Source organism: Marinobacter sp. ATCH36 (assembly GCF_023555055.1).
Taxonomy (GTDB): Bacteria; Pseudomonadota; Gammaproteobacteria; order Pseudomonadales; family Oleiphilaceae; genus Marinobacter.
The window spans coordinates 162150-186983 of record NZ_JAMJPL010000008.1 but is presented as its reverse complement, the minus strand read 5'-3'; the positions used below and the strand labels follow the sequence as shown (position 1 = coordinate 186983).

Genomic DNA, 24834 nt, shown 5'->3' with positions numbered 1-24834 from the left:
AGCCGAGGTTTATACAGTGGCACGCAAGACTCCGATTAAAAGATACAGAAACATTGGTATTTGTGCGCACGTTGATGCGGGCAAAACCACGACCACCGAGCGGGTCCTGTTTTATACAGGCATTTCCCACAAGATCGGTGAAGTTCACGATGGTGCGGCTACCATGGACTGGATGGAGCAGGAGCAGGAGCGTGGCATCACCATCACTTCTGCTGCAACAACCTGTTTCTGGCAGGGCATGGACAAGCAGTATCCTGAGCACCGTATCAACATCATCGATACCCCGGGACACGTTGACTTTACCATCGAGGTAGAGCGTTCATTGCGTGTGCTCGACGGTGCTGTTGTGGTGTTCTGTGGTTCCTCTGGTGTTGAGCCGCAGTCCGAGACTGTTTGGCGTCAGGCCAACAAGTACGAAGTGCCTCGCATTGTCTTTGTCAACAAGATGGACCGTGCCGGTGCGAACTTCCTGCGAGTCGTAGAGCAGATCAAGAAGCGTCTGGGCGCAAACTGCGTACCGGTTCAATTGCCGATTGGTGCTGAAGACCAGTTCGCAGGTGTGATCGACCTGATTCGTAACAAGGCGATTTACTGGAACGAAGATGATGCAGGTGCAACCTATGACCAGCGTGACGTTCCGGCCGAGATGGCAGACGAAGTCGCAAAGTATCGCGAAGAAATGATGGAAGCGGCGGCCGAGGCCAATGAAGAGCTGATGGAACGCTACCTCGAAGAAGGCGAGCTCAACATCGAGGACATCAAGAAAGGTCTTCGGATGCGCACCCTGGCCAACGAGATTGTTGTTGCGACCTGCGGTTCAGCCTTCAAGAACAAGGGTGTTCAGGCAGTTCTGGATTCCGTCATTGAGTTTCTGCCGGCGCCGGACGAAGTCAAGGCGATTCGCGGTGAAGTCGATGAGGATGGCACCGAGGAAACCCGTCAGGCTGACGATGATGCGCCGTTCTCGGCACTCGCATTTAAAATTGCGACCGACCCGTTCGTGGGTACGTTGACGTTCTTCCGCGTTTACTCGGGTAGGCTTGAGTCCGGAAACGCTGTTTACAACTCCGTAAAGAGTAAGAAAGAGCGTGTCGGCCGCATGGTTCAGATGCACTCCAAAGAGCGTCAGGAAATCAAGGAAGTTCTTGCTGGTGACATCGCTGCGGCAATCGGCCTCAAGAGTGTCACTACTGGTGACACCCTGTGCGACGAGAACCACAAGATTATTCTTGAGCGCATGGAATTCCCGGATCCGGTTATTTCGGTAGCGGTCGAGCCGAAGTCGAAAGCTGACCAGGAGAAAATGGGTGTTGCGCTTGGCAAGCTGGCTCAGGAAGACCCCTCTTTCCAGGTCCGTACAGACGAAGAGTCAGGCCAGACCATCATTTCCGGTATGGGTGAGCTTCACCTGGACATCATCGTCGACCGTATGCGTCGCGAGTTCAAGGTAGAGGCCAATATTGGTAAGCCTCAGGTTGCTTATCGTGAGTGCATCCGCAAGCCGGTTGATGTGGAAGGCAAGTTTGTACGTCAGTCTGGTGGTCGCGGTCAGTATGGTCACGTCAAGATCAAGCTTGAGCCTCTGCCGCTGGATGACGAAGAAGGTGAAAACTTCATTTTTGTCAACGAGATCGTTGGTGGTGTGGTTCCCAAGGAATACATCCCGGCGGTTCAGCAGGGTATCGCTGAGCAGATGCAGAATGGTTGTCTGGCGGGTTATCCGCTGCTGCGGATCAAGGCCACGCTGTACGATGGTTCCTATCACGACGTTGACTCCAACGAGATGGCGTTCAAGGTTGCCGGCTCGATGGCCATGAAGAAGGGCGCTCTTGAAGCCAGTCCGGCACTTCTTGAGCCGCTGATGAGAGTTGAAGTTGCCACCCCTGAAGAATACATGGGTGACGTTGTAGGCGACCTGAACCGCCGTCGTGGGCTCGTGCAGGGTATGGAAGATACCCCGGCGGGTAAGACAATTCGCGCTGAAGTTCCGTTGTCGGAGATGTTCGGTTACGCCACCGATCTGCGTTCAGCAACGCAGGGTCGGGCGTCTTATGCGATGGAGTTCTCCCGCTATATGGAAGCTCCTTCGAACATTGCCGAAGCGATCATTAAAAAGGGTTGATCCCCAGGACTTAAGAAACAGGAAGAGGTGTAACCGTGTCTAAAGCAAAATTTGAGCGTAACAAGCCGCACTTGAACGTGGGCACCATTGGTCACGTAGACCATGGCAAGACCACTCTGACAGCCGCACTGACTCGTGTGTGTCACGAAGTGTGGGGAACTGGCAGTGCCAGTGCATTCGATTCTATCGATAACGCGCCGGAAGAGAAGGCTCGTGGTATCACGATCGCAACGTCTCACGTTGAGTATGATTCCCCGAACCGTCATTACGCCCACGTAGACTGCCCGGGCCACGCTGACTATGTGAAGAACATGATCACAGGTGCGGCGCAGATGGACGGTGCTATTCTGGTTTGCTCCGCAGCTGACGGCCCCATGCCGCAGACTCGCGAGCACATCCTGCTGTCCCGCCAGGTTGGCGTACCGTACATCGTTGTGTTCCTGAACAAAGCGGACATGGTCGATGACGAAGAGCTGCTTGAGCTGGTCGAGATGGAAGTTCGTGAACTGCTTGAGCAGTACGATTTCCCGGGTGACGACACACCGATCATCACTGGCTCCGCGCTGATGGCGCTGGAAGGCAAGGATGACAACGAAATGGGTACTACGGCTGTTAAGAAGCTGGTAGAGGCCCTGGACGAGTACCTGCCCGAGCCGGAGCGTGCGGTTGATCAGCCGTTCCTGATGCCGATTGAGGACGTGTTCTCCATCTCTGGTCGTGGTACCGTTGTGACCGGTCGTGTAGAGCGTGGCATCATCAAGGTTGGTGACGAAGTGGAAATCGTCGGTATCAAGGATACCGTCAAGACCGTTTGTACCGGTGTTGAGATGTTCCGCAAGTTGCTGGACGAAGGCCGTGCTGGTGAGAACGTCGGTGTTCTGCTGCGTGGTACCAAGCGTGACGACGTTGAGCGTGGTCAGGTTCTGTGTGTACCGGGCTCGATCAAGCCGCACACCAAGTTCGAGTGCGAAGTTTACATACTGAGCAAAGAAGAAGGTGGTCGTCATACGCCGTTCTTCAAGGGCTACCGCCCGCAGTTCTACTTCCGTACCACCGACGTCACAGGTTCCTGTGAGCTGCCGGAAGGTGTGGAGATGGTAATGCCGGGTGACAACGTGAAGATGAGTGTTACCCTGATCAACCCGATCGCCATGGAAGATGGCCTGCGCTTCGCGATTCGTGAAGGTGGCCGTACCGTTGGTGCCGGTGTGGTCTCAAAGATCATCGAGTAAATGACTCGAATGGTCTGAGGAAAAAGGGGCTGAAACTCAGCCCCTTTTTCTGTTTCAGCCGCACAACCAGACCTGGCGGAGTCGCTGCTGAACGCAGTTGACACTGCTGGGTATTATGCATACAATGCGGCTCCTTTTTTTGAAGGTCGGCTAACTAGTAGCTGCTACGAGTGGAGTTTGGGTGCATCATGCAAAGCCAAAAAATTCGAATCCGGTTGAAGGCGTTTGATTACCGCCTGATCGACCAGTCAACGCAGGAGATTGTCGATACCGCAAAGCGGACCGGCGCTCAAGTGCGTGGGCCAATCCCTCTGCCGACGCGGAAGGAAAAGTACACCGTGCTGATTTCTCCGCACGTCAACAAAGACGCGCGCGATCAGTACGAGATTCGTACACACAAGCGTCTGCTGGATATCGTCGAGCCGACGGAAAAGACAGTAGATGCTTTGATGAAGCTGGATCTGGCAGCAGGTGTAGACGTTCAGATCAGCCTCGGCTAACGCTCTGCGTTAGTCTGTGTAACTGTCATAAGGCCATAGAGGGTGAGAGCCCCGTACACTTAAGAGGTGAAACATGGCAATTGGAATTGTCGGTCGTAAGGCCGGTATGACCCGTATTTTTACGGAAGACGGGCAGGCGCTGCCCGTGACGGTAATTGAGGTTGAACCCAACCGCATTACCCAACTGAAAACTCTTGAAAACGACGGCTATCGTGCGGTTCAGGTAACCGTTGGAAAGCGTCGTTCCTCTCGTGTGACCAAAAGCGAAGCGGGCCATTATGCGAAAGCCGGAGTAGAGGCAGGTCGTGGTCTGTGGGAATTCCGCCTCGCCGACGGTGAAGGCGAAGAGCTGACTGCAGGCGGTGAGATTACCGCTTCTATCTTTGAAGATGGTCAGGTCGTTGATGCTGTTGGTCAGTCCAAGGGTAAAGGTTTCCAGGGCGGTGTTAAGCGCTGGAACTTCTCCATGCAGGACGCCACACACGGTAACTCCCTTTCTCATCGTGCTCCGGGTTCTATCGGTCAGAACCAGACTCCGGGCAAGGTATTCAAGGGCAAAAAGATGGCGGGCCAGATGGGCAATGCGCAGGTGACCGTGCAGAACCTGCAAGTCGTCCGTGTCGACGCCGAGCGCAACCTTCTGCTGATTCGTGGTGCCGTTCCGGGCGCGACCGGCGGAAATGTTGTCATCAAGCCTGCAGTTAAAGCCTGAGGAGCGGTGCGATGGAATTGACAATTACAGGTAGCGGCCAGGGAATCTCTGTTTCCGACGCTGCATTTGCCAAAGATTTTAACGAGTCGCTGGTTCACCAGGTGGTTACTGCTTATATGGCAGGCGCCCGCCAGGGAACCAAGGCTCAAAAGACGCGTTCCGAAGTCGCTGGTGGTGGCAAGAAGCCATGGCGCCAGAAGGGCACTGGTCGTGCCCGTGCCGGTACTATCCGCAGCCCGATCTGGCGCTCCGGTGGTGTTACCTTTGCTGCCAAGCCCCGTGGCTTTGAGCAGAAAGTTAACCGCAAGATGTACCGCGCAGCGATGCGCTCCATTTTTTCAGAGCTGGTTCGCCAGGAGCGTCTGGTCGTTGTTGACGACATGAATGTTGACAGCCCCAAGACCAAGGCGTTTAGCGCCAAGCTGAAGGACATCGGTGTGACCAACGCGCTGATTCTCTCCGAGAATGTCGAGCAGAATCTGCATCTGGCCTCGCGCAACATTCCGCACGTCGACGTGCGTGACATTGCTGGTCTGGATCCGGTTAGCCTGGTTGCCTTCGAGACGGTCGTTGTGACTGTTCCCGCTCTGAAGAAAATCGAGGAGATGCTGGGATGAATCAGGAACGTATTTACAAGGTTCTTCTTGGGCCCCACGTATCAGAGAAAGCTTCTCTGGTAGCGGAAAGCGGTCAGGTGGTATTTCGTGTTGCCCCTGACGCAACTAAGCCCGAGATCAAGAAAGCCGTTGAGCAGCTGTTCAACGTCACCGTCGAAGGTGTTCAGGTTCTGAACCGTAAGGGTAAGCTAAAGCGTACCGTTCGCGGCTTCGGCAAGCGTTCTGACATTCGTAAGGCTTATGTAAAGCTTGCGGACGGTCAGGACATTGATTTTCTGGATGTGGAATAAGGTAAAGGGGTCGTAAAATGCCGATCGTCAAAACCAAGCCAACATCTGCCGGCCGCCGTCACGTTGTTAAGCTCTTTAACCCTGATCTTCACAAGGGGCGCCCTTACGAGCCGTTGGTAGAAACACTGAATAAATCGGGTGGTCGCAACAATGTTGGTCGAATCACCACCCGTCATATTGGTGGTGGTCACAAAAAGCACTACCGTGTCATCGACTTTAAGCGGACCAAAGATGGTATTCCGGCGGTCATTGAACGCCTGGAATATGATCCTAACCGCTCTGCGCACATTGCATTGGTCAAGTACGCTGATGGCGAGCGTCGTTACATTATCGCTCCCAAAGGCATGCAGATTGGTGATCCTGTGCGCTCCGGCATCGACGCGCCGATTAAAGTAGGAAGCACGCTTCCGCTCCGGAACATTCCGGTCGGTTCCGTGATTCACTGCGTCGAAATCAAGCCTGGCAAAGGTGCTCAGCTGGCTCGCTCTGCGGGCGCATCCGTACAGCTGGTTGCTCGGGAAGGGGCTTATGCCACCATCCGCCTGCGTTCAGGTGAAATGCGTAAGGTGCTTGTTGACTGTCGTGCGACATTGGGCGAAGTGTCCAATAGCGAACACAGTCTCAAGCAACTTGGCAAAGCGGGTGCATCACGTTGGCGCGGTAAACGTCCAACAGTACGTGGTGTTGCTATGAACCCAGTTGACCACCCACATGGTGGTGGTGAAGGGCGTACCTCTGGCGGGCGTCACCCGGTTACTCCGTGGGGTGTTCCGACCAAAGGACATAAAACTCGTAAGAACAAACGTACTGACAAGATGATAGTACGTCGTCGTTCAGCCAAGTAAACGACTACATAGAGGTAAATGCTGTGCCACGTTCTTTAAAGAAAGGTCCTTTTATAGACCTGCATCTGTTGAAGAAGGTCGAGGCAGCTCTGGAAGCGAACGACAAGCGACCGATCAAGACCTGGTCTCGTCGTTCTACTATCTTCCCTGAGTTTGTAGGCTTGACCATTGCAGTTCACAACGGCAAGCAACACGTACCGGTTTATGTCACCGAAGATATGGTCGGGCATAAGTTGGGTGAGTTCGCGGCAACGCGTACTTATCGTGGTCATGCGGCCGACAGGAAAGCTAAACGCTGATTGTGAGGTAATAGAAATGGAAGTAGCAGCCAAGTATAAGGGCGCTCGCCTCTCAGCTCAGAAAGCGCGTCTTGTCGCTGACCAAGTACGCGGCAAGGCTGTTGAGGACGCCCTGAATATTCTGACTTTCAGCCCTAAGAAGGCATCGGTCATTCTCAAGAAAGCACTTGAGTCTGCCATTGCCAACGCTGAGCATAACGAAGGTCTGGACGTAGATGATCTGCGGGTTTCCACTGTGATGGTGGATGAGGGTCCGACGCTCAAGCGAATCAAAGCTCGAGCCAAGGGGCGCGCTGACCGGATTTTCAAGCGCACCTGCCATATCACCGTCAAGGTCGCCGACAAGTAGGAGATGCTCAGATGGGTCATAAAGTAAATCCAACCGGCATGCGCCTGGGTGTGATCAAAGAGCACAACTCAGTGTGGTATGCGGAAAAAGCGGAATACGCGAATAACCTGTTGAACGATATTCAGGTTCGCGAATTTCTCGACAAGCGTCTGGTTAAGGCGTCTGTCAGCAAGATTGTGATCGAGCGCCCTGCTCAGAACGCCCGTATCACGATCCATACAGCCCGTCCCGGTATTGTTATCGGCAAGAAGGGCGAAGATGTTGACCGTCTGCGTCGCGAAGTCAGCGACATGATGGGTGTGCCCGTGCACATCAACATCGAAGAAGTCCGCAAGCCGGACCTGGATGCCCGCCTGGTCGCGCAGAACGTTGCCGGTCAGCTGGAGCGTCGTGTGATGTTCCGTCGTGCTATGAAGCGCGCGGTGCAGAACGCTATGCGCCAGGGTGCGAAAGGCATCAAGATTCAGGTAGGCGGTCGTCTCGGGGGTGCTGAAATTGCCCGTTCCGAGTGGTATCGCGAAGGTCGTGTACCGCTGCACACACTGCGTGCAGATATTGATTACTCGACCTACGAAGCGAAGACCACTTACGGCATTATTGGCGTCAAGGTATGGATCTTCAAAGGTGAGATTCTTGGTGGTATGGAGCAGGTCCGTGCTGACAAGAAAGCCTCTGGGAAGAAAGGTTCTAAGTAAAGGGGCACTCAAATGCTGCAACCAAAACGCACCAAATTTCGCAAGGTAATGAAAGGCCGTAATACCGGTCTTGCTCACCGTGCTAACAAGGTGAGCTTCGGTGAATACGGATTGAAGGCGACTACCCGTGGGCGTATAACTGCGCGCCAGATTGAGGCAGCGCGTCGTACCATGACACGTCGCATCAAGCGGGGCGGTAAGATCTGGATCCGGATTTTCCCGGACAAACCGATCTCCAGTAAGCCGCTGGAAGTACGAATGGGTAAAGGTAAGGGTTCTGTCGAGTATTGGGTGGCTGAAATTCAGCCTGGCCGGATGCTTTACGAGATGGAAGGCGTCTCCGAGGAAATTGCTCGCGATGCATTCACTCTTGCTGCGGCCAAACTGCCCGTACAGACCACCTTTGTTACGAGGACGGTGATGTGATGAAAGCAACAGAGCTGCGTGACAAGTCAGTCGAGGAGCTGAACAAAGAGCTGATCGACCTCCTGAAGGAGCAGTTCAACCTGCGCATGCGTAAGGCGACAGGTCAGCTGAATCAGTCTCATCTTCTACCGAAGGTGAAGCGTGACATTGCTCGCGTGAAAACGGTTATGAATGAAAAGGCAGGACAGTAACATGACTGAAGCTACCCAAACTGCCAGAACCCTTAGCGGCAAGGTCGTGAGCAACAAAATGGAGAAATCCATTGTGGTTCTGGTTGAGCGCCAGGTTAAGCATCCTCTGTACGGTAAGTACATGAAGCGCTCATCCAAAATTCACGCTCACGATGAGAGCAATCAGTGCAACATCGGTGACATCGTTACGATCCAGGAAACCCGCCCGGTCTCCAAGACCAAAAGCTGGGCCCTGGTTGAAGTCACCGAGCGTGCATCCAAGGTGTAATTCGCCCGGAGAACAACCATGATTCAGACTCAAACAATGCTTGATGTCGCGGACAACAGTGGTGCACGTCAGGTTATGTGCATCAAGGTCCTGGGCGGTTCACACAGGCGTTATGCCAGCGTCGGGGATATCATCAAGGTGACCGTCAAGGAAGCCATCCCCCGCGGTAAAGTGAAAAAAGGCCAGGTCCTGAAAGCTGTCGTTGTGCGCACCCGTAAAGGTGTGCGTCGTCCCGACGGGTCGCTTATTCGTTTCGACGGAAACGCGGCAGTACTTCTGAACAATCAGGACGCACCAATTGGTACCCGTATCTTCGGACCGGTTACCCGTGAACTGCGAAATGAAAAGTTCATGAAAATTATTTCACTGGCACCCGAAGTACTTTAAGGACCAGAGGCCGGTTATGAAAAAGATCAAACGAGATGACGAAGTAATCGTCACTACGGGGAAAGACCAGGGCAAACGTGGTAAAGTCCTGAAGGTTCAGGACGATGGCCGGGTTGTTGTTTCAGGGATCAATATGATCAAGAAGCACACCAAGCCAAACCCGATGTCGGGCACCCCAGGTGGCATCGTCGAAAAAGAAGCACCTATCCAGGCTTCCAACGTGGCTATTTTTAATCCGCAGACCGGCAAAGCCGATCGCGTAGGCTTCCAGATCAAGGAAGACGGCGCCAAGGTGCGGATTTTCAAGTCCACGAAAGAAGTCGTCGATAACCAGTAAGCGGTGGTGGTTACGATGCTTAACATGAAAGAGCAGTACAGTAAGGAAGTGGTACCCGCCCTGCAGAAAGAGTTCAGCTACAAGAACATTATGCAGGTGCCGCGTATCGAGAAGATCACCCTGAACATGGGTGTCGGCGAAGCGGTCGGTGACAAGAAGCTGATTGAAAATGCCGTGGCGGATCTTGAGCGCCTGGCTGGTCAGAAAGCGGTTGTCACTCTGGCACGTAAATCCGTTGCGGGTTTTAAAATCCGTGAAGGTTGGCCGATCGGTTGTAAAGTTACGCTGCGCGGTGAGCGCATGTGGGATTTCTTTGATCGTCTGGTTCACATTGCGGTTCCCCGCATTCGTGACTTTCGCGGTCTGAATCCCAAGTCCTTCGATGGTCGCGGTAACTACAGCATGGGCGTGCGTGAGCAGATCATTTTCCCCGAGATCGAGTACGACAGAGTCGACAAGATCCGTGGTCTTGACATCACCATTACCACCACAGCCGGTACCGACGATGAAGGTCGCGAACTGCTGAAAGCCTTCGGCTTTCCGTTCAAGAAATAAGGAACGAGTGTAATGGCTAAGGTTTCCATGAAGAACCGCGAGTTCAAGCGCGAAAAAACCGTTGCGAAGTTCGCAGCGAAGCGTGCCGAACTCAAGGCGATTATCAAGAACCCGAATACCAGCGATGATGACCGTTGGGATGCACAGATGAAGCTGCAACAGCTTCCTCGTGATGCGTCGCCCTCGCGTCTTCGTAATCGTTGCCAGGTTACAGGTCGTCCCCATGGCGTTCTGCGCAAGTTCAAGCTGTCACGTATCAAGTTGCGTGAAGCTGGCATGCGCGGAGACGTTCCGGGCCTGACCAAAGCAAGCTGGTAAGGCAGGTACTCTGACCGCAGGTCAGGTGCCCGTTGGTAAGCGGTGCGGCGCGCCGCTGCACAACTAAAAAGATCAGGAGTCTCATACCAATGAGTATGCAAGATACGCTTGCGGATATGTTTACCCGTATCCGCAATGCACAGATGGCACAGAAGGCCGATGTGGCCATGCCGTCTTCAAAGATGAAGATCTCCGTGGCCCAGGTCCTAAAGGACGAAGGTTACGTAGCCGATTTTTCCGTCTCAGCTGACGCGAAGCCCGAGCTGACCATTAACCTCAAGTATTTCGGTGGCAAGCCGGTTATTGAGGAAATCAAGCGGGTCAGCCGTCCGAGTCTGCGCCGGTACAATGGCGCTGGGGAACTGCCGAAAGTATCCGGTGGTCTGGGAATCGCGATTGTCTCTACGTCCAAGGGCGTAATGACAGACCGCGCTGCACGTGCTGCCGGCGTGGGTGGCGAAGTCATCTGCACCGTATTTTAGGAGATACACATGTCCAGGGTTGCCAATAATCCTGTCGTGCTGCCTTCCGGTGTTGAGGTTAAGCTGAACGGACAGGAAATTAATGTGAAGGGATCCAAGGGGTCGCTTCAATTCACCATCCACCACGTGGTTGACGTCACGCAGGAAGAAAATGTTCTGCGCTTCGTTGCTCGTGATGGAGCAAAACAGTCCCGCGCTCTTGCTGGTACTACCCGCGCACTGGTCAACAACATGGTGACCGGTGTGACGACAGGTTGGGAGCGCAAGCTCGCACTGACGGGCGTAGGTTACCGTGCTCAGGCGCAAGGTAAGAAGCTCAACCTGACACTGGGTTTTTCTCACCCGGTCGAGTATGAGCTGCCCGAGGGGATTACCGCTGAAACTCCGTCCAATACGGAAGTTGTGATTCGCGGAATCGACAAGCAACAGGTTGGCCAGGTCGCTGCTGAAATTCGCGCATTCCGTCCGCCAGAGCCTTACAAAGGCAAAGGTGTTCGTTATGCGGATGAGCAGGTCAGACGCAAAGAAGCCAAGAAGAAATAAGGCGGGACTATGAGCGCGAATAACGAAAGATTGCGTCGCGCACGCAAAGTGCGCATGAAGATCCGTAAGTTGGGTACCAACCGCCTGTGTGTACATCGTACACCGCGGCATATGTATGCCCAGGTTACGACTGCAGACGGCAGCAAGGTGCTGGCGGCTGCCTCCACGTTGGATAAGGACCTGCGCCAGGGTGCAACCGGTAACGTGGACGCTGCCAAAAAGGTCGGTCAGCTTATTGCTGAGCGTGCCAAGGCAGCAGGTGTAGAGCAGGTCGCTTTTGACCGCTCCGGTTACCGTTATCATGGTCGCGTCCAGGCTCTGGCCGACGCAGCCCGTGAAGCTGGCTTGCAATTCTAAGAGGTGGAGAAGATGAGCGTTAACGAACAGAAGGCGCCTGAGCTCCAGGAGAAGCTGGTTCAGGTCAATCGCGTCGCCAAGGTTGTCAAAGGCGGCCGTATTTTTGCCTTCACCGCACTGACTGTAGTGGGTGATGGTAAAGGACGCGTTGGTTTCGGTCGTGGCAAGGCGCGTGAAGTGCCGGTTGCGATCCAGAAAGCGATGGAAGCTGCACGCAAGAACATGGTCGACATTCCGCTTGACGGAACGACGCTGCAGTACGCGGTCAAAGCGCAGCATGGTGGCTCCAAGGTCTACATGCAGCCGGCATCGGAAGGTACCGGTATCATCGCCGGTGGTGCGATGCGTGCGGTACTGGAAGTCGCGGGTGTGCAGAACGTACTGTCCAAGTGTTATGGGTCTACCAACCCGGTGAACGTGGTACGTTCCACCATCAAGGGTCTACAGGCAACTCAAGCGCCTGAAGATATTGCAGCCAAGCGCGGTAAATCCGTGGAAGAGATTCTGGGTTGAAGTCATGGCGAACGCAAAAACGATCAAAGTAACACTGACCCGCAGCCCTATCGGCTGTCAGCCCAAGCACAAGCTGTGTGTGAAGGGCCTGGGTCTCCGTAAAATCGGTCACACCGTGGAAGTGGAAGATACACCGTCCATTCGCGGCATGATCAACCGGGTTAACTACCTGGTGCAGGTAGAGGAGAACTAGGATGCGTCTGAACGAACTTAGTCCGGAACCTGGTTCACGTCCCGCCGCAAGGCGTGTGGGTCGCGGTATCGGTAGCGGCCTCGGCAAGACCGGTGGTCGTGGTCACAAGGGTCTGAAAGCCCGTTCCGGCGGCAGTGTAGCTCCCGGTTTCGAGGGTGGCCAGCAGCCGTTGGCCCGTCGTCTGCCGAAATTTGGTTTCACCTCGCGCCAACAGCGCTATGTCGCCGAAATTCGTCTGAACGAGCTGGCGAAAGTGGACGGCGATGTTGCCGATCTCGAGGCCCTGAAAAAAGCTGACATCGTTCGCGAGGAAATCCGCGAAGCGAAGGTCATTCTGTCCGGCGAACTGAGCCGTGCGGTGACCGTCAAGGGTCTTAAAGTGACCAAAGGCGCACGCGAGGCGATCACTGCCGCGGGCGGTAAAGTCGAAGACTAAGGCGAGTCGAGGACTAAATGGCCAAGAACGCATCATTGCCTGCGGGCGGGGGAAAAGGACTGGCAGAGCTGCGTTCGCGGCTCTGGTTTGTCTTCCTGGCACTGTTGGTGTACCGAATAGGTGCCCATATACCGGTTCCGGGTATCAATCCTGACCGTCTGGCGGCACTGTTTGAACAGAATCAGGGCACAATCCTGAGCATGTTCAACATGTTTTCCGGTGGTGCGCTTGAGCGAATGAGTATCTTCGCACTTGGTATCATGCCGTATATCTCGGCCTCGATAATCATGCAGCTCATGACGGCGGTCAACCCGACGTTGGAGCAGCTGAAGAAAGAGGGCGAGGCTGGTCGTCGAAAGATTAGCCAGTACACGCGGTATGGTACGGTTATCCTGGCCCTGGTTCAGGGCTTTGGTATCTCTGTCGGGCTTGCATCACAGGGCGTGACCTTTAACGACAGCTTCAGCTTCCATTTTGTGGCAGTTGTTTCTTTCGTCAGCGGTGCCGTGTTCATGATGTGGCTGGGTGAGCAGATCACCGAGCGCGGTGTTGGTAACGGCATTTCGCTGCTGATTTTTGCGGGCATCGTTGCGGGTCTGCCTGGGGCTATTGGCCAGACACTTGAGCAGGCTCGCAATGGCGAAATGAGTCTGCTGGTGGTTCTGGGTATCGCTGTGCTGGCAGTTGCCGTCGTTGGCTTTGTGGTGTTCATGGAGCGCGGACAGCGCCGTCTGACCATCAACTATGCCAAGAGGCAACAGGGTCGTCGGGTATTCGCGCAGCAATCCAGTCACTTGCCTTTGAAGGTGAACATGGCCGGCGTTATTCCGCCGATCTTTGCCTCTTCCATTCTGCTGTTCCCGGCATCGCTGGGGCAGTGGTTCGGTCAGGGCGAAGGCATGGAGTGGCTGAGCGATATCTCCCAGGCACTGGCGCCCAGTCAGCCCCTGTACATTATTCTGTTTGCAGCAGCGGTGGTGTTCTTCTGCTTCTTCTATACAGCGCTGATGTACAACCCGAAAGAAGTTGCGGATAACCTCAAGCGCTCAGGCGCGTTTATTCCGGGCATCCGTCCGGGCGATCAGACCGCCAAGTATATTGACGGTGTGCTGACCCGCCTGACATTGTTCGGTGCAATGTACATTGCAGCAGTTTCCCTGTTCCCTCAGTTCCTGATGGTGGCCGGGAATGTTCCGTTCTATCTGGGCGGTACGTCACTGCTGATTGTTGTAGTCGTGGTGATGGATTTCATGGCTCAGGTACAGTCGCACCTGATGTCTCATCAATATGATTCATTGATGAAGAAGTCCAATCTCAAGGGCTATGGTCGGAACGGTTAACGCCGTTCCCCTTGAAAACTGGAGTCGACAATGAAAGTACGCGCTTCGGTAAAGAAAATTTGCCGTAACTGCAAAGTAATTCGTCGCAATGGCTCGGTAAGGGTCATTTGCTCGGAGCCTCGTCACAAGCAGCGCCAGGGTTAATCCTTAGGGATTCAGCACTGACATTGCAGAGGGTACGATCAATAGCGCTTGACCTCAGGTGGGGTCAGGCGCTATTATTTCGCGCCCTTTTATAGTGGCGGAAAATTCACACAGCAAAGCTTTGAACGCGGAGTAATTTGGATGGCACGTATAGCCGGTGTCAATATACCCGATCACAAACATGCTGTTATCTCGCTGACTTACATTTTTGGAGTCGGCCGGACAGCAGCTCAGAAGCTTTGCGATGCAACCGGCGTAAAGCCGGACGTCAAGGTCAAGGACCTGTCCGACGAGCAGCTTGAATCTCTTCGTACTGAAGTAGGCAAGCTGGCCGTTGAAGGCGATTTGCGTCGTGAAGTTCAGATGAACATTAAGCGTTTGAAGGATCTCGGTTGTCACCGTGGTCTGCGTCATCGTCATGGCCTTCCGGTCCGTGGCCAGCGCACAAAGACCAACGCACGCACCCGTAAAGGTCCTCGCAAACCTATTCGTAAGTAACAGGTAGGCAATCATGGCAAAGCCAGGTACACGTACCCGTAAAAAGGTGAAAAAGACGGTTGTTGATGGCGTCGCGCACATTCACGCGTCCTTCAACAACACTATCGTGACCATTTCTGACCGTCAGGGCAACGTATTGTCCTGGGCCACTTCTGGTGGTTCCGGTTTTCGTGGGTCACGCAAGAGCACACCTTTTGCTGCGCAGGTAGCAGCTGAAAGAGCCGGTAATGCGGCTGCTGAATACGGCCTTAAAAACCTGGACGTAGAGGTTAAAGGTCCGGGGCCCGGACGTGAATCCGCTGTACGCGCGCTTAACGGCTGCGGGTACAAGATCACCAACATCACTGATGTGACGCCGATTCCCCATAACGGTTGTCGTCCGCCCAAAAAGCGCCGCGTCTAACACAGGAGACAGTGAATTATGGCTCGTTATATAGGCCCGAAGTGCAAGCTGTCTCGTCGTGAAGGGACAGATCTTTTTCTGAAGAGCGGTGTTCGCGCGCTCGATTCAAAGTGCAACATTGAGACTCCGCCAGGTATGCACGGCGCGCGTCGCAGCCGTCTGTCCGAGTATGGCGTGCAGCTTCGTGAAAAGCAGAAGGTCCGTCGTATCTACGGCGTACTGGAAAAGCAATTCCGCAACTATTACAAAGAGGCCGCCCGCGGCAAAGGCGCAACTGGTGAGAACCTGTTGCAGCTGCTGGAAGGCCGTCTTGATAACGTTGTATATCGCATGGGTTTTGGTTCTACCCGTGCTGAGTCCCGTCAGCTCGTTTCTCACAAAGCGATTCTGGTTAACGATAAGCTGGTAAATATTCCGTCTTATCAGGTTAAGCCAGGCGATGTTGTGAGTGTGCGTGAGAAGGCAAAAAACCAGCTTCGCGTCAAAGGCGCGCTGGATCTGTCTTCCAGCCGTTCACCGGTAAGCTGGGTAGAGGTCGACGCCAGCAAGATGTCCGGCGTTTACAGGTCAGTGCCCGAGCGCACTGAATTGTCGGCCGACATCAACGAGAACCTCATCGTCGAGCTTTACTCCAAGTAAAGCCCAGTTAGCAACGAGAGCAATTAGGGGCGTCTATGCAGCGTTCAGTACATGAGTTATTGACACCTCGTACCATTGACGTGAAAGAATCAAGCGCCATGCGCGCCAAGGTGACACTGGAGCCTCTGGAAAGAGGTTTCGGGCACACTCTGGGCAGCGCACTGCGTCGTATACTCTTGTCCTCAATGCCGGGCTGTGCCATTACCGAAGCACAGATTGACGGCGTTCTGCATGAGTACAGCGCGATCGAAGGTGTTCAGGAAGACGTCATCGAGATTCTACTGAATCTCAAGGGCGTGGCCGTGAAAATGGGCGGCCGGGACGATGCTGAGGTAACACTCAGCAAGAAAGGCCCGGGCGTTGTCACTGCCGGTGATATCAAGCTGGATCACGATGTCGAGATCACCAACCCGGAACATGTTATCTGTCACCTGAGTGCCAACGGTGAAGTTAACATGCGTCTGAAGGTTGTCCGTGGTCGCGGCTATGAGCCGGCCGATCAGCGGGGTCTGGACGAGGACGAGACTCGCGCCATTGGACGCCTGCAACTGGACGCAACTTTCAGCCCGGTTCGTCGTGTTGCCTATGCCGTGGAAAGCGCGCGGGTAGAGCAGCGTACGGATCTGGACAAGCTGGTTATTGACCTGGAAACCAATGGTACTATCGATCCGGAAGAAGCGATTCGCCGGGCCGCAACCATTCTCCAGCAGCAACTGGCTGTGTTTGTTGATTTCGATCATGAGAAAGAGCCTGAGCGTGTTGAGGAAGAGGAAGAAATCGATCCTATTCTCCTGCGCCCGGTTGATGATCTGGAATTGACAGTGCGTTCAGCTAACTGCTTGAAGGCTGAAAATATTTACTACATCGGCGATCTGATCCAGCGCACAGAAGTTGAGCTGCTGAAGACGCCTAACCTTGGTAAAAAGTCGCTTACCGAGATCAAGGACGTGCTCGCGTCCCGTGGTCTGTCACTGGGTATGCGTCTTGATAACTGGCCGCCGGCTAGCCTTCGTGGCGACGACCGGGTACTGGGCGGTTAATCGCCGATTAGTTTAAGGTAAGGAATCAGAGCAATGCGTCATCGTAAGAGTGGTCGTAAGTTCAGCAGGACCAGCGCGCATCGCAAGGCCATGTTTCGCAACATGGCTGCGTCGCTGGTTGATCACGAGCTGATCAAAACAACGCTCCCCAAGGCGAAGGAACTTCGCCGGGTAGCTGAGCCTTTGATCACGCTCGCAAAGAATGATTCGGTTGCAAATCGTCGGCTGGCGTTCTCACGCCTGCGTGACGATGCGGCGGTTGCCAAGCTGTTCAACGAGCTTGGCCCCCGTTACAACGAGCGTCCGGGTGGTTACCTTCGTATTCTGAAGTGTGGCTTCCGCGCTGGCGACAATGCCCCGATGGCATTCGTAGAGCTGGTCGGTCGTCCGTTGGACATCGAAGCAGAAGAAGTTGACGAAAGCGAAGATTAATCTCCTCGCCGAGTCATAAAAAAACCGGAGCCTGATCGCTCCGGTTTTTTTATGTCTGACTTTCGAGTTCGGTGATTTGTGGTTTGGTGCTTGGTCATTGGTGCTTGGCCAGGGGCTGGGGGTAATTTTTCTTCAGAAAAAGAACTCGCTTCGCTCAGACACCTTTTTCCTCCAGAAAACTTACCCCCATCCCCTGGCCGTTCTGGCCTTAGTAATACGCCTTTCGCTGTTTCGTCCGTGTTTGTCTGCGTCGTCCGTGGCTAATCCGTTATTTATTTCCCGGCGAAAACCCCTTTCAGATACCGCCCGGTATGCGAGCCCTCAACCACTGCCACCTCTTCCGGCGTGCCTTCCGCGACAATCATGCCGCCACCAGAACCCCCTTCGGGCCCAAGATCGATAATCCAGTCCGCCGTCTTGATCACATCCAAGTTATGTTCGATGACCACAATGGTGTTGCCGTGGTCCCGCAGTCTCTGCAGAACTGTCAGCAGTTGTTGGATATCGTAAAAGTGCAGGCCGGTGGTGGGCTCGTCGAGAATGTAAAGAGTTTGCCCGGTATCGCGCTTGGATAACTCCTTCGCCAGCTTCACCCGTTGGGCTTCGCCACCGGACAGCGTTACGGCACTCTGACCCAGGCGAATGTAAGACAGGCCAACGTCGATCAGTGTTTGTAACTTGCGAGCCAGGAAGGGGACCGGGTCGAAAAACTCACGAGCTTCCTCGACTGTCATCGCAAGCACTTCGTGTATGCTCTTGCCCTTGTAGCGAACCTCGAGGGTTTCCCGGTTATAGCGTTTACCCTTACAGACGTCACAGGGGACGTATACATCCGGCAGAAAATGCATCTCCACTTTTATTACGCCGTCGCCCTGGCAGGCCTCGCAGCGCCCGCCTTTGACGTTAAAGCTGAACCGTCCGGGTTTGTAGCCGCGGGAGCGGGCTTCCTGGGTGCCGGCGAACAGCTCGCGGATCGGCGTGAACAGGCCGGTGTAGGTGGCGGGGTTCGAACGTGGCGTGCGGCCAATGGGGCTCTGGTCAATGTCGATAACCTTATCGAGCTGGTCCAGGCCTTTCAGGGATTCATAGGGCGCGTGAGTCAAGCTCGTGGCCTTATTAAGCTTTGCTGCACAAACGGGATACAGCGTGCTGTTGATCAGGGTGGACTTGCCGGAGCCGGATACACCTGTAACGCAGGTCATTACGCCTAAAGGCAAGGTCAGCGTTACTCCGCGCAGGTTGTTACCGGTTGCGCCCTTGAGTACCAGGCTTTTGCCATTGCTGGTGTGGCGTGTCTCGGGGATAGCGATCTCTTTTTTGCCACACAGATATTGCCCGGTAAGAGACGCCTCGGAGGCAATGATATCCTCTGGAGTGCCCTGGGCAATGATATGGCCACCATGAACGCCAGCGCCGGGGCCGATGTCGATGACATGGTCTGCCGCCCGAATGGCATCTTCATCATGCTCCACCACTATGACGGTATTGCCCAGATCCCGGAGGTGGAACAGGGTGGCGAGCAGGCGATCATTGTCGCGCTGGTGTAGGCCAATGGAGGGCTCGTCGAGAATATACATGACGCCCACAAGGCCGGCGCCAATCTGGCTGGCGAGCCGGATACGCTGGGCTTCGCCGCCGGAGAGGGTGTCGGCGCTGCGTTCGAGGGTCAGGTATTCCAGGCCAACATTAACGAGGAACTGAAGTCTCTGGCGAACCTCTTTGAGGATCTTCTCGGCTATTTCGCCCTTGCGACCAGGCAGAGCAAGCTTCCCGAAATAGTGGTGGGCGTCACCCACGGGCATATGAGTCACATCGGAGATGTTGTTCTTCTCAATAAACACATGCCGGGCACTGCGCCGCAACCGCGAGCCACCGCAGTCTTTACAGGGTTGTGTACTGAGGTTGCGTGCCAGCTCCTCCCGCATGCTCTGTGATTCTGTTTCCCGGTAGCGCCGCTCAAGGTTGGGCAGTATGCCCTCAAAGGGATGTGCCTTTTCCATGATGTGACCGCGGGAGTTCACATATCGGAACGGAATGTCTTCGGTTCCGGAGCCATAAAGCAATGCCTGGCGAAAGTCGTCTGGCAGGTCGTCCCATGGGGTGTCCATGTCGACGTCGTAGTGTTCGGCAACACTGCTAAGCATCTGGAAATAATACACCGCCCGGCGGTCCCAGCCCTTGATGGCACCCTCAGCCAGGGTGGCTTCGGGGTGCTGGACAATTTTCTCGGCATCAAAGAATTGTTTCACGCCCAGGCCATCACAGGTGGGGCAGGCGCCGGCGGGGTTGTTGAACGAGAAGAGCCGGGGCTCCAGTTCGCTGATGGCATAGCCACACTGGGTGCAGGCATAACGGGCCGAAAAGGTGTGTTCTTCACCCTCGTTATCCATGGGCGCAACCAGGGCGATGCCATCTGCCAACCCGAGCGCAGTTTCAAAACTCTCCGCAAGCCGCTGCTCCAGCCCCGGCTTGACCTTGAAACGGTCGACAACCACATCGATCTGGTGTTTGCGTTTCTTATCCAGGGTAGGAACGTCGTCGATATCGTAAACCCGGCCATCCACCCGCAAGCGGATAAAGCCCTGGCTGCGCATGGTGTCGATGACATTGAGGTGCTCGCCTTTGCGATCCCGGATAACCGGTGCAAGGATCATCAGCTTGCTGTCCTCTGGCATGGCAAGCACCTGATCTACCATCTGGCTGACGGTTTTCGCTTCCAGTGGCAGGTCATGGTCCGGACAGCGGGGCTCGCCGGCGCGGGCAAACAGCAGACGCAGATAGTCGTATATTTCGGTAATGGTGCCGACGGTGGAGCGAGGATTGTGGGACGTACTCTTCTGTTCTATGGAAATGGCCGGTGACAGCCCCTCGATGTGGTCCACATCCGGCTTTTCCATCATCGACAGGAACTGCCTTGCGTAGGTAGACAGGGATTCGACGTAACGTCGCTGTCCTTCGGCATAGAGCGTGTCGAACGCCAGGGATGACTTTCCGGAACCGGACAGGCCGGTGATTACGATCAGCTTGTCCCTCGGCATATCCAGGTCAATGTTTTTCAGATTGTGGGTACGTGCCCCTTTGATCTGGATATGGTCCATAACACCTCACTATCGGAAAAAACGAAAATTATACCGCGTTTGGCCCCCGGCCGGCCAAGGCTGAGACGCTTAAATGCACTCGAATGCAATATGCCTTGCCTGTGTAGCATCTGTTACAATGCGCAGCGATTTTGCGAAGGGCAGGCTCCCCTTCCGAACCCATGTTTCCGGAACCCTTATCAGGTCAGGCGCCCCATGAATTCACTGGAAAGACGCTCCGTTGCAGCACTGGCATCCGTGTATGCCATGAGAATGCTCGGGCTCTTCATGGTCATGCCCGTGTTTGTCCTTCTCGGTAGTGACTTGAAAGGTGCCACTCCTGCCCTGATCGGTCTCGCCATTGGCGCTTATGGCCTGAGCCAGGCACTGCTGCAGATTCCGTTCGGTATGCTGTCGGATCGTGTTGGCCGCAAGCGGATGATCTATATCGGACTGGTCCTCTTCGCTGCTGGTAGCTTGCTGGCAGCTTCTACCGACTCCATATACGTTGTAATCGTAGGTCGGATTCTTCAGGGAGCGGGTGCTATTGCCAGTGTGCTGATGGCGCTGCTCAGTGACCTGACCCGCGAGGAGGAGCGGACCAAGGCCATGGCCACTGTGGGCATATCCATCGGCCTGTCCTTTTCCGTGTCTTTGGTAATAGGGCCTTTACTGGGTTCGGCATTCGGCCTGTCCGGTATCTTCTATACCACCGCAGCTCTGGCCCTGGTGGCTATGGCGATTGTCCATCGCCTGGTGCCGACGCCTCATGAGCATAAGTCCAGCGCCGATACCCATCCGGCACGGGCGATGCTTGGCAAAGTGATCTCGGACAGACGACTGCTACGGCTCGATTTCGGTATTTTCGCCCTGCACCTGGTGCTGACTGCCATCTTCCTGGTATTCCCAACGTTGCTTCAGGATGAGCTGGGCCTGCCTTCATCGTCCCATTGGTGGTTTTACCTGACGGTCATGGTCACGTCTTTCTTCGCCATGGTGCCGTTTATCATCATTGGCGAAAAAAAACGCAGCATGAAACCGGTTCTTTGTGGCGCCATTGCTTTGCTGGCCATTTCAACCGCCGCCATCGATGGGGTATCCACTAGCCTGCCGGTTGCCTGGGCCGTGCTGTTCTTCTTCTTTATGGCGTTTAACCTGCTGGAGGCCAGCTTGCCATCACTGGTGAGCAAGGAGTCGCCTGCGGCGGCGAAAGGCACGGCCATGGGGGTTTATTCCACATCCCAGTTCTTCGGCGCGTTTCTGGGCGGCGCCTTGGGTGGGCTTCTTCTGGAGCAGCTCGGGCTGCAAGGGGTGCTGTGGTTTATGGTGATCGTGTTGCTACTCTGGCTGGCAGTGGCGCTGACCATGCCGAGCCCGGGTTATACCGCCAGTTTCGTGGTACAGTTGCATGCTGTGGCACACAGCCAGTTCGATGATATTGACGATGCACTGAGAAGGCTTCCCGGGGTGCAGGACGTGGTCATCCTGGAAGAGGCAGAAACGGCCTACCTGAAGGTGGATCGTCGGAAATTTGATGAACTGTCGCTTGCGGACTTCGCATTTGTCCGGCAGGGTAGCAGTTCTTGAAAACCGGAGGTCTGCAGGGAAAGCAGGCTATCCCTGAAAACAGAGTCAGGAGCAGATCATGGCACGAGGCGTAAACAAGGTTATTCTGATCGGGAACCTGGGGCAGGACCCGGATACCCGCTATACCCCCAATGGCAATGCGGTGGTAAACCTGAACCTTGCGACAGACGAGAGCTACAAGGACAGGCAAACAGGCCAGCTTGTGCCGAAAACCGAATGGCACCGGATCGTGATGTTCGGCAAGATTGCCGAGGTTGCTGGCCAGTACTTGCGCAAGGGCTCGAAAGTCTACATTGAAGGCAAGCTGCAAACGCGCAAATGGCAGAACAAGGAAGGCCAGGACGTTTACACGACCGAGGTTGTGGTAGACATCAATGGCCAGATGCAGATGCTCGACAGCCGCGGTGGTGAAGGCGGTGGCGCGAGCCAGGGAGCGCCTGCTGGCCGTCCGCAACAGGCGGGTAATGCCGCACCTGCTGCCGCAAGTCAGCAGGGACAACAGTCTGGTGGCGGCGGATACAGCCAGCCATCTCAGGGCAGCATGCCTGAGCCAGTCGACGATTTTGATGACGATATTCCGTTCTAAAACTCGTTACACGAGCACCAATTTGTAACGCTTTAGCAGATGTTTGATTCCAGGCCCCCGCCAAGCGGGGGTTTTTGTGTTAAAGAGTTGCAAAAATAGGTCAAATTTAACAAGAAAACATAGAATTACGTTCACTTTCTCAACTATCATGCACGTCAACGTAAAATCTGCGCATTTTATAACCACTAAGGCTGGCGAGTGGCCCAAAGTTTTATAACGAAAATTCTGCGACGTTCCGGTAACCGACAACGTGTCTACCTGGAAGTTCGGCCTGACGGCATTGCCTGGGCGGAGTCCGGAGGCGCGGCCGGTTTTTCGGATTGTTCACCAGCAAAGCGGGAGAGCGTTCTCGGTACTCTCTGCAATGAGCGCAGCTGGGTTGGCGCAGACACCACCCTCATTTTACCGCTTGAACAATACCAGGTGTTCCAGTTGGAACGCCCGGAAGGCATTGACGAGTCTGAGCTGGGCGACGCCTTGAAATGGAAACTCAAGGATTTCCTGGATTTTAACCCCTCCGACGCCGTATCCGATGTGTTTCCTTTCCCGGAGGATGCTTCCCGTGGGCGCGGGAACCTGGAGAACGTGGTTGCCGCTCGCAAGTCCCTGGTCAGCGAACTGATGGCGCTGGTGGAGGACTGTGGGCTAACACTGGCCTCCATCGATATAGCCGAACTGGCATTGCGCAACCTGGTGCCCCGCATTGATCCGGATCGCCGCGGAGCGGCCCTGGTTCACATGCGCGAGCGTTTCGGGCAGATGATCGTCTGCAAGGACGAAACGCTTTACCTGTCCCGCCGGCTGGACGTAACGTCCGATGACCTGCGGGATGCATCAAGCCAGGAAAATGCGGTGCAGTCACTGGCGCTGGAAATGCAGCGTTCCCTGGACTACTACGAAAGCCAGTTGGGGCAGGTGCCGCCGACCGTCATCAGATTGGTGGCCCGCGACAACGTCCTGCCACTGTCATCCATGCTGGCCTCGTACGTGGCTGGCAGTGTTGAAACCCTGGACTGGGCGCCCTTCGGCCTCGATGAGCCTCTGGATAGCCGCTGTCTCGTCGCCTGGGGCGCCAGTCTGACATTGGGCGGCAAGGGCGACGAGCCAATCCAGCAGGTGAATCTCTACACCGATGAACTGCGGCCTCGCAGGGAAAAGCTGCAGGCCGGGATGGCACTGTCCGTTCTGGTGCTTGCACTGGTTGTGGTTGTTGTAGCTGCCGGTGTTGTCCGCTATCAGGAATCACGGCTTGAAGCAGAGGCCATGGCCCTGCAGCAGCAGAATGAGCAGCTCCAGCGCTCCGTCGAGCAACTGACAAGCGATGTGGAAGCGCTTCAGCCGGACCCCGAAGTGGAAGCCGCACTGGAGCGAGTAACCGCAACACTGGCTCGCCGTCAGCGATTGCTGGAGCGGGTGGAGAACCTGATTGCCACCGAGACGACGGGATTTTCATCGCCGCTATCGGCTCTGGCGCGCCAAGTGCCTGACGGGCTCTGGCTGACCCATATCCGGCTTGACGCCAGCAACGGTGCCATTGGTCTGGCTGGCAAGGCGCAGTCAGGACGGCTTGTCCCGGTGTACCTTGAACAACTGGGTGATGAGCCAGCCTTTACCGGTAAAACTTTTGGCAGCTTCCGGCTTGACCGGGAAGAAGACGGGCGCTGGATCGAATTCCGGGTTGCAACAGACGCCGATGGGGAGGGTGCACGATGACGTCGGCTCTCCGTCAGCCGCTTGACCAGGGAGCAGCCTGGTTCAATGAACGACCGGTCCGTGAGCGTGCATTGCTGACCATAACTGCCCTGGTGGTGGTCTTTTTTGCAGGCTGGGAGCTCGCAGTTGCCCCGGTTACTGTGAGCAACGAACAGCTTCGGTACCGCCAGTTGTCTTTGTCGGACACCCATTCATCATTAATGGAGCAGCAAAGGCAGCTGACAGAACAGTTGGCATCCGATCCGTCCCAGGTGTTGAGAAACCAGCTTGCGGCCCGACAGCAGAGGCTGGAGCGGCTGAATAATGAGCTCGCTGAAACCACGGGGCGATTGATTGCGCCCCGGGCCATGGTTGTGCTGTTGCGGGATATGCTCGCTGCTCAGGATAAACTCGAGCTTCTGGGGTTAGACCTGCTGGCTCCGGTGCCGGTGTTTGACAGGCAATCCGACAGTGGCGGAAGTGATACAAAAGATAGTGCAGGGAATGGCAGGGAAAACTCAGCAGAGCCGCTGCTGTTTGCCCACGACGCGGAAATAGTGCTGCGTGGTGGCTACATGGAAGTCCTGGCGTATCTGGAGACACTCGAAGCCATGGACGCGCGCCTTGGATGGGTGCTGCTTGAGTATGATTCCAGCGACTATCCCGAGAACGAAGTCCGCATCAGGGTTCGAACCCTGAGCCTGGATCGCGCATGGCTGGGAGTGTGAT

Annotated in this window: 35 protein-coding genes; 34 read left to right on the top strand and 1 reads right to left on the bottom strand. The window is 55.2% G+C overall.

Annotation, left to right across the window (positions count from 1 at the left end; genetic code table 11):
• The first annotated feature begins 16 nt into the window (after window positions 1-16).
• The 30 genes from fusA (at window position 17) to rplQ (ending at window position 17163) form a co-directional block, all read left to right on the top strand.
• A complete protein-coding gene (gene fusA, locus M8010_RS18845) occupies window positions 17-2122 on the top strand; it encodes an elongation factor G (RefSeq protein WP_250094247.1) in 2106 nt (701 codons plus the stop codon).
• Window positions 2123-2157: 35 nt separating this feature from the next.
• Window positions 2158-3354, top strand: a complete 1197-nt coding sequence (tuf, locus tag M8010_RS18840) for an elongation factor Tu (protein ID WP_250094246.1) — start codon at window positions 2158-2160, stop codon at window positions 3352-3354.
• A 188-nt stretch (window positions 3355-3542) separates the two neighbouring features.
• On the top strand, window positions 3543-3854 hold the full coding sequence (rpsJ, locus tag M8010_RS18835) for a 30S ribosomal protein S10 (RefSeq protein WP_004580743.1): 312 nt from the start codon (window positions 3543-3545) through the stop codon (window positions 3852-3854).
• A 73-nt stretch (window positions 3855-3927) separates the two neighbouring features.
• Complete coding sequence (rplC, locus tag M8010_RS18830; protein WP_250094245.1) at window positions 3928-4566, top strand: 50S ribosomal protein L3; 639 nt, start codon at window positions 3928-3930, stop codon at window positions 4564-4566.
• An 11-nt stretch (window positions 4567-4577) separates the two neighbouring features.
• Entirely contained in the window at window positions 4578-5183 is a 606-nt protein-coding gene (gene rplD / locus M8010_RS18825) for a 50S ribosomal protein L4 (protein WP_250094244.1), read from the top strand.
• Entirely contained in the window at window positions 5180-5473 is a 294-nt protein-coding gene (gene rplW / locus M8010_RS18820) for a 50S ribosomal protein L23 (RefSeq protein WP_250094243.1), read from the top strand. The genes rplD and rplW overlap by 4 nt, the downstream gene beginning before the upstream one ends.
• Before the next feature lie 17 nt (window positions 5474-5490).
• The gene (gene rplB / locus M8010_RS18815; protein ID WP_250094242.1) at window positions 5491-6318 is read left to right on the top strand and encodes a 50S ribosomal protein L2; all 828 of its coding nucleotides are present in this window, start codon (window positions 5491-5493) and stop codon (window positions 6316-6318) included.
• Window positions 6319-6341: 23 nt separating this feature from the next.
• Entirely contained in the window at window positions 6342-6617 is a 276-nt protein-coding gene (rpsS, locus tag M8010_RS18810; protein ID WP_250094241.1) for a 30S ribosomal protein S19, read from the top strand.
• A gap of 16 nt (window positions 6618-6633) precedes the next feature.
• Window positions 6634-6966, top strand: coding sequence for a 50S ribosomal protein L22 (gene rplV / locus M8010_RS18805; RefSeq protein WP_250094240.1), 333 nt, complete (start codon window positions 6634-6636; stop codon window positions 6964-6966).
• Between the two features lie 11 nt (window positions 6967-6977).
• Window positions 6978-7661 (top strand): 30S ribosomal protein S3, encoded by a 684-nt coding sequence (rpsC, locus tag M8010_RS18800; RefSeq protein WP_007154009.1) that lies wholly within the window; start codon window positions 6978-6980, stop codon window positions 7659-7661.
• A gap of 12 nt (window positions 7662-7673) precedes the next feature.
• Window positions 7674-8087 carry a 50S ribosomal protein L16 gene (gene rplP / locus M8010_RS18795; RefSeq protein WP_027830882.1) on the top strand — a complete coding sequence of 138 codons (414 nt, stop codon included), beginning with the start codon at window positions 7674-7676 and terminating at the stop codon, window positions 8085-8087.
• Entirely contained in the window at window positions 8087-8278 is a 192-nt protein-coding gene (gene rpmC, locus M8010_RS18790; RefSeq protein WP_007154007.1) for a 50S ribosomal protein L29, read from the top strand. Before rplP ends, rpmC begins: the two co-directional genes overlap by 1 nt.
• Before the next feature lies 1 nt (window position 8279).
• On the top strand, window positions 8280-8546 hold the full coding sequence (rpsQ, locus tag M8010_RS18785) for a 30S ribosomal protein S17 (protein ID WP_250094239.1): 267 nt from the start codon (window positions 8280-8282) through the stop codon (window positions 8544-8546).
• Between the two features lie 18 nt (window positions 8547-8564).
• The gene (gene rplN / locus M8010_RS18780; RefSeq protein WP_114614101.1) at window positions 8565-8933 is read left to right on the top strand and encodes a 50S ribosomal protein L14; all 369 of its coding nucleotides are present in this window, start codon (window positions 8565-8567) and stop codon (window positions 8931-8933) included.
• A gap of 16 nt (window positions 8934-8949) precedes the next feature.
• The gene (gene rplX / locus M8010_RS18775; RefSeq protein WP_135956417.1) at window positions 8950-9270 is read left to right on the top strand and encodes a 50S ribosomal protein L24; all 321 of its coding nucleotides are present in this window, start codon (window positions 8950-8952) and stop codon (window positions 9268-9270) included.
• A 15-nt stretch (window positions 9271-9285) separates the two neighbouring features.
• On the top strand, window positions 9286-9825 hold the full coding sequence (rplE, locus tag M8010_RS18770; protein WP_036203346.1) for a 50S ribosomal protein L5: 540 nt from the start codon (window positions 9286-9288) through the stop codon (window positions 9823-9825).
• Between the two features lie 12 nt (window positions 9826-9837).
• A complete protein-coding gene (gene rpsN, locus M8010_RS18765; protein ID WP_114614103.1) occupies window positions 9838-10143 on the top strand; it encodes a 30S ribosomal protein S14 in 306 nt (101 codons plus the stop codon).
• A gap of 89 nt (window positions 10144-10232) precedes the next feature.
• On the top strand, window positions 10233-10625 hold the full coding sequence (gene rpsH / locus M8010_RS18760; protein ID WP_250094238.1) for a 30S ribosomal protein S8: 393 nt from the start codon (window positions 10233-10235) through the stop codon (window positions 10623-10625).
• A 9-nt stretch (window positions 10626-10634) separates the two neighbouring features.
• Window positions 10635-11168, top strand: a complete 534-nt coding sequence (gene rplF, locus M8010_RS18755; protein ID WP_250094237.1) for a 50S ribosomal protein L6 — start codon at window positions 10635-10637, stop codon at window positions 11166-11168.
• Window positions 11169-11177: 9 nt separating this feature from the next.
• A complete protein-coding gene (gene rplR, locus M8010_RS18750) occupies window positions 11178-11525 on the top strand; it encodes a 50S ribosomal protein L18 (protein WP_007153999.1) in 348 nt (115 codons plus the stop codon).
• A gap of 12 nt (window positions 11526-11537) precedes the next feature.
• The gene (gene rpsE / locus M8010_RS18745; RefSeq protein ID WP_135956423.1) at window positions 11538-12038 is read left to right on the top strand and encodes a 30S ribosomal protein S5; all 501 of its coding nucleotides are present in this window, start codon (window positions 11538-11540) and stop codon (window positions 12036-12038) included.
• 4 nt (window positions 12039-12042) lie between these two features.
• Window positions 12043-12231, top strand: coding sequence for a 50S ribosomal protein L30 (gene rpmD, locus M8010_RS18740; RefSeq protein WP_007153997.1), 189 nt, complete (start codon window positions 12043-12045; stop codon window positions 12229-12231).
• 1 nt (window position 12232) lies between these two features.
• Window positions 12233-12667 carry a 50S ribosomal protein L15 gene (gene rplO, locus M8010_RS18735; RefSeq protein WP_250094236.1) on the top strand — a complete coding sequence of 145 codons (435 nt, stop codon included), beginning with the start codon at window positions 12233-12235 and terminating at the stop codon, window positions 12665-12667.
• Window positions 12668-12684: 17 nt separating this feature from the next.
• A complete protein-coding gene (gene secY, locus M8010_RS18730) occupies window positions 12685-14007 on the top strand; it encodes a preprotein translocase subunit SecY (protein WP_250094235.1) in 1323 nt (440 codons plus the stop codon).
• A gap of 30 nt (window positions 14008-14037) precedes the next feature.
• A complete protein-coding gene (gene rpmJ / locus M8010_RS18725) occupies window positions 14038-14151 on the top strand; it encodes a 50S ribosomal protein L36 (protein WP_008174902.1) in 114 nt (37 codons plus the stop codon).
• A gap of 141 nt (window positions 14152-14292) precedes the next feature.
• Window positions 14293-14649: a 30S ribosomal protein S13 gene (rpsM, locus tag M8010_RS18720; RefSeq protein WP_027830890.1), complete on the top strand. Its 357-nt coding sequence runs from the start codon at window positions 14293-14295 to the stop codon at window positions 14647-14649.
• A gap of 13 nt (window positions 14650-14662) precedes the next feature.
• On the top strand, window positions 14663-15052 hold the full coding sequence (rpsK, locus tag M8010_RS18715) for a 30S ribosomal protein S11 (RefSeq protein ID WP_004580767.1): 390 nt from the start codon (window positions 14663-14665) through the stop codon (window positions 15050-15052).
• An 18-nt stretch (window positions 15053-15070) separates the two neighbouring features.
• Window positions 15071-15691 carry a 30S ribosomal protein S4 gene (rpsD, locus tag M8010_RS18710; protein ID WP_250094234.1) on the top strand — a complete coding sequence of 207 codons (621 nt, stop codon included), beginning with the start codon at window positions 15071-15073 and terminating at the stop codon, window positions 15689-15691.
• 35 nt (window positions 15692-15726) lie between these two features.
• Window positions 15727-16731, top strand: coding sequence for a DNA-directed RNA polymerase subunit alpha (locus tag M8010_RS18705; protein WP_250094233.1), 1005 nt, complete (start codon window positions 15727-15729; stop codon window positions 16729-16731).
• A gap of 33 nt (window positions 16732-16764) precedes the next feature.
• Entirely contained in the window at window positions 16765-17163 is a 399-nt protein-coding gene (rplQ, locus tag M8010_RS18700; RefSeq protein WP_250094232.1) for a 50S ribosomal protein L17, read from the top strand.
• 272 nt (window positions 17164-17435) lie between these two features.
• Here the strand turns inward: rplQ and uvrA are convergent, their stop codons facing one another.
• A complete protein-coding gene (gene uvrA / locus M8010_RS18695) occupies window positions 17436-20261 on the bottom strand; it encodes an excinuclease ABC subunit UvrA (protein WP_250094231.1) in 2826 nt (941 codons plus the stop codon).
• A 195-nt stretch (window positions 20262-20456) separates the two neighbouring features.
• Between uvrA and M8010_RS18690 the strand changes: the two genes are divergently transcribed.
• The 4 genes from M8010_RS18690 to M8010_RS18675 all read left to right on the top strand — a co-directional run bounded on the left by M8010_RS18690 (window position 20457) and on the right by M8010_RS18675 (window position 24833).
• Window positions 20457-21827, top strand: coding sequence for an MFS transporter (locus M8010_RS18690; RefSeq protein WP_250094230.1), 1371 nt, complete (start codon window positions 20457-20459; stop codon window positions 21825-21827).
• A gap of 58 nt (window positions 21828-21885) precedes the next feature.
• On the top strand, window positions 21886-22413 hold the full coding sequence (gene ssb, locus M8010_RS18685; RefSeq protein ID WP_284048206.1) for a single-stranded DNA-binding protein: 528 nt from the start codon (window positions 21886-21888) through the stop codon (window positions 22411-22413).
• A 198-nt stretch (window positions 22414-22611) separates the two neighbouring features.
• Window positions 22612-24126: a PilN domain-containing protein gene (locus M8010_RS20060; protein ID WP_250094229.1), complete on the top strand. Its 1515-nt coding sequence runs from the start codon at window positions 22612-22614 to the stop codon at window positions 24124-24126.
• The gene (locus M8010_RS18675) at window positions 24123-24833 is read left to right on the top strand and encodes a type II secretion system protein M (protein WP_250094228.1); all 711 of its coding nucleotides are present in this window, start codon (window positions 24123-24125) and stop codon (window positions 24831-24833) included. Before M8010_RS20060 ends, M8010_RS18675 begins: the two co-directional genes overlap by 4 nt.
• The last annotated feature ends 1 nt before the right edge of the window (window position 24834 follow it).

Bases quoted from the DNA above. Each gene is read 5' to 3' on its own strand.
- rplE (WP_036203346.1), top strand. From the start codon at position 9,286: ATGCTTAACATGAAAGAGCAGTACAGTAAGGAAGTGGTACCCGCCCTG.
- rpmC (WP_007154007.1), top strand. From the start codon at position 8,087: ATGAAAGCAACAGAGCTGCGTGACAAGTCAGTCGAGGAGCTGAACAAA.
- rplC (WP_250094245.1), top strand. From the start codon at position 3,928: ATGGCAATTGGAATTGTCGGTCGTAAGGCCGGTATGACCCGTATTTTT.
- rplW (WP_250094243.1), top strand. From the start codon at position 5,180: ATGAATCAGGAACGTATTTACAAGGTTCTTCTTGGGCCCCACGTATCA.
- rpsJ (WP_004580743.1), top strand. From the start codon at position 3,543: ATGCAAAGCCAAAAAATTCGAATCCGGTTGAAGGCGTTTGATTACCGC.
- rplD (WP_250094244.1), top strand. From the start codon at position 4,578: ATGGAATTGACAATTACAGGTAGCGGCCAGGGAATCTCTGTTTCCGAC.
- rplB (WP_250094242.1), top strand. From the start codon at position 5,491: ATGCCGATCGTCAAAACCAAGCCAACATCTGCCGGCCGCCGTCACGTT.
- rplN (WP_114614101.1), top strand. From the start codon at position 8,565: ATGATTCAGACTCAAACAATGCTTGATGTCGCGGACAACAGTGGTGCA.
- rplV (WP_250094240.1), top strand. From the start codon at position 6,634: ATGGAAGTAGCAGCCAAGTATAAGGGCGCTCGCCTCTCAGCTCAGAAA.
- rpmJ (WP_008174902.1), top strand. From the start codon at position 14,038: ATGAAAGTACGCGCTTCGGTAAAGAAAATTTGCCGTAACTGCAAAGTA.
- uvrA (WP_250094231.1), bottom strand. From the start codon at position 20,261: ATGGACCATATCCAGATCAAAGGGGCACGTACCCACAATCTGAAAAAC.
- secY (WP_250094235.1), top strand. From the start codon at position 12,685: ATGGCCAAGAACGCATCATTGCCTGCGGGCGGGGGAAAAGGACTGGCA.
- rpsQ (WP_250094239.1), top strand. From the start codon at position 8,280: ATGACTGAAGCTACCCAAACTGCCAGAACCCTTAGCGGCAAGGTCGTG.
- rplO (WP_250094236.1), top strand. From the start codon at position 12,233: ATGCGTCTGAACGAACTTAGTCCGGAACCTGGTTCACGTCCCGCCGCA.
- M8010_RS18705 (WP_250094233.1), top strand. From the start codon at position 15,727: ATGCAGCGTTCAGTACATGAGTTATTGACACCTCGTACCATTGACGTG.
- rpmD (WP_007153997.1), top strand. From the start codon at position 12,043: ATGGCGAACGCAAAAACGATCAAAGTAACACTGACCCGCAGCCCTATC.
- M8010_RS18675 (WP_250094228.1), top strand. From the start codon at position 24,123: ATGACGTCGGCTCTCCGTCAGCCGCTTGACCAGGGAGCAGCCTGGTTC.
- rpsE (WP_135956423.1), top strand. From the start codon at position 11,538: ATGAGCGTTAACGAACAGAAGGCGCCTGAGCTCCAGGAGAAGCTGGTT.
- rplP (WP_027830882.1), top strand. From the start codon at position 7,674: ATGCTGCAACCAAAACGCACCAAATTTCGCAAGGTAATGAAAGGCCGT.
- rpsH (WP_250094238.1), top strand. From the start codon at position 10,233: ATGAGTATGCAAGATACGCTTGCGGATATGTTTACCCGTATCCGCAAT.
- rpsC (WP_007154009.1), top strand. From the start codon at position 6,978: ATGGGTCATAAAGTAAATCCAACCGGCATGCGCCTGGGTGTGATCAAA.
- rplQ (WP_250094232.1), top strand. From the start codon at position 16,765: ATGCGTCATCGTAAGAGTGGTCGTAAGTTCAGCAGGACCAGCGCGCAT.
- rplR (WP_007153999.1), top strand. From the start codon at position 11,178: ATGAGCGCGAATAACGAAAGATTGCGTCGCGCACGCAAAGTGCGCATG.
- M8010_RS18690 (WP_250094230.1), top strand. From the start codon at position 20,457: ATGAATTCACTGGAAAGACGCTCCGTTGCAGCACTGGCATCCGTGTAT.
- rplX (WP_135956417.1), top strand. From the start codon at position 8,950: ATGAAAAAGATCAAACGAGATGACGAAGTAATCGTCACTACGGGGAAA.
- rplF (WP_250094237.1), top strand. From the start codon at position 10,635: ATGTCCAGGGTTGCCAATAATCCTGTCGTGCTGCCTTCCGGTGTTGAG.
- ssb (WP_284048206.1), top strand. From the start codon at position 21,886: ATGGCACGAGGCGTAAACAAGGTTATTCTGATCGGGAACCTGGGGCAG.
- rpsN (WP_114614103.1), top strand. From the start codon at position 9,838: ATGGCTAAGGTTTCCATGAAGAACCGCGAGTTCAAGCGCGAAAAAACC.
- rpsD (WP_250094234.1), top strand. From the start codon at position 15,071: ATGGCTCGTTATATAGGCCCGAAGTGCAAGCTGTCTCGTCGTGAAGGG.
- rpsK (WP_004580767.1), top strand. From the start codon at position 14,663: ATGGCAAAGCCAGGTACACGTACCCGTAAAAAGGTGAAAAAGACGGTT.
- rpsM (WP_027830890.1), top strand. From the start codon at position 14,293: ATGGCACGTATAGCCGGTGTCAATATACCCGATCACAAACATGCTGTT.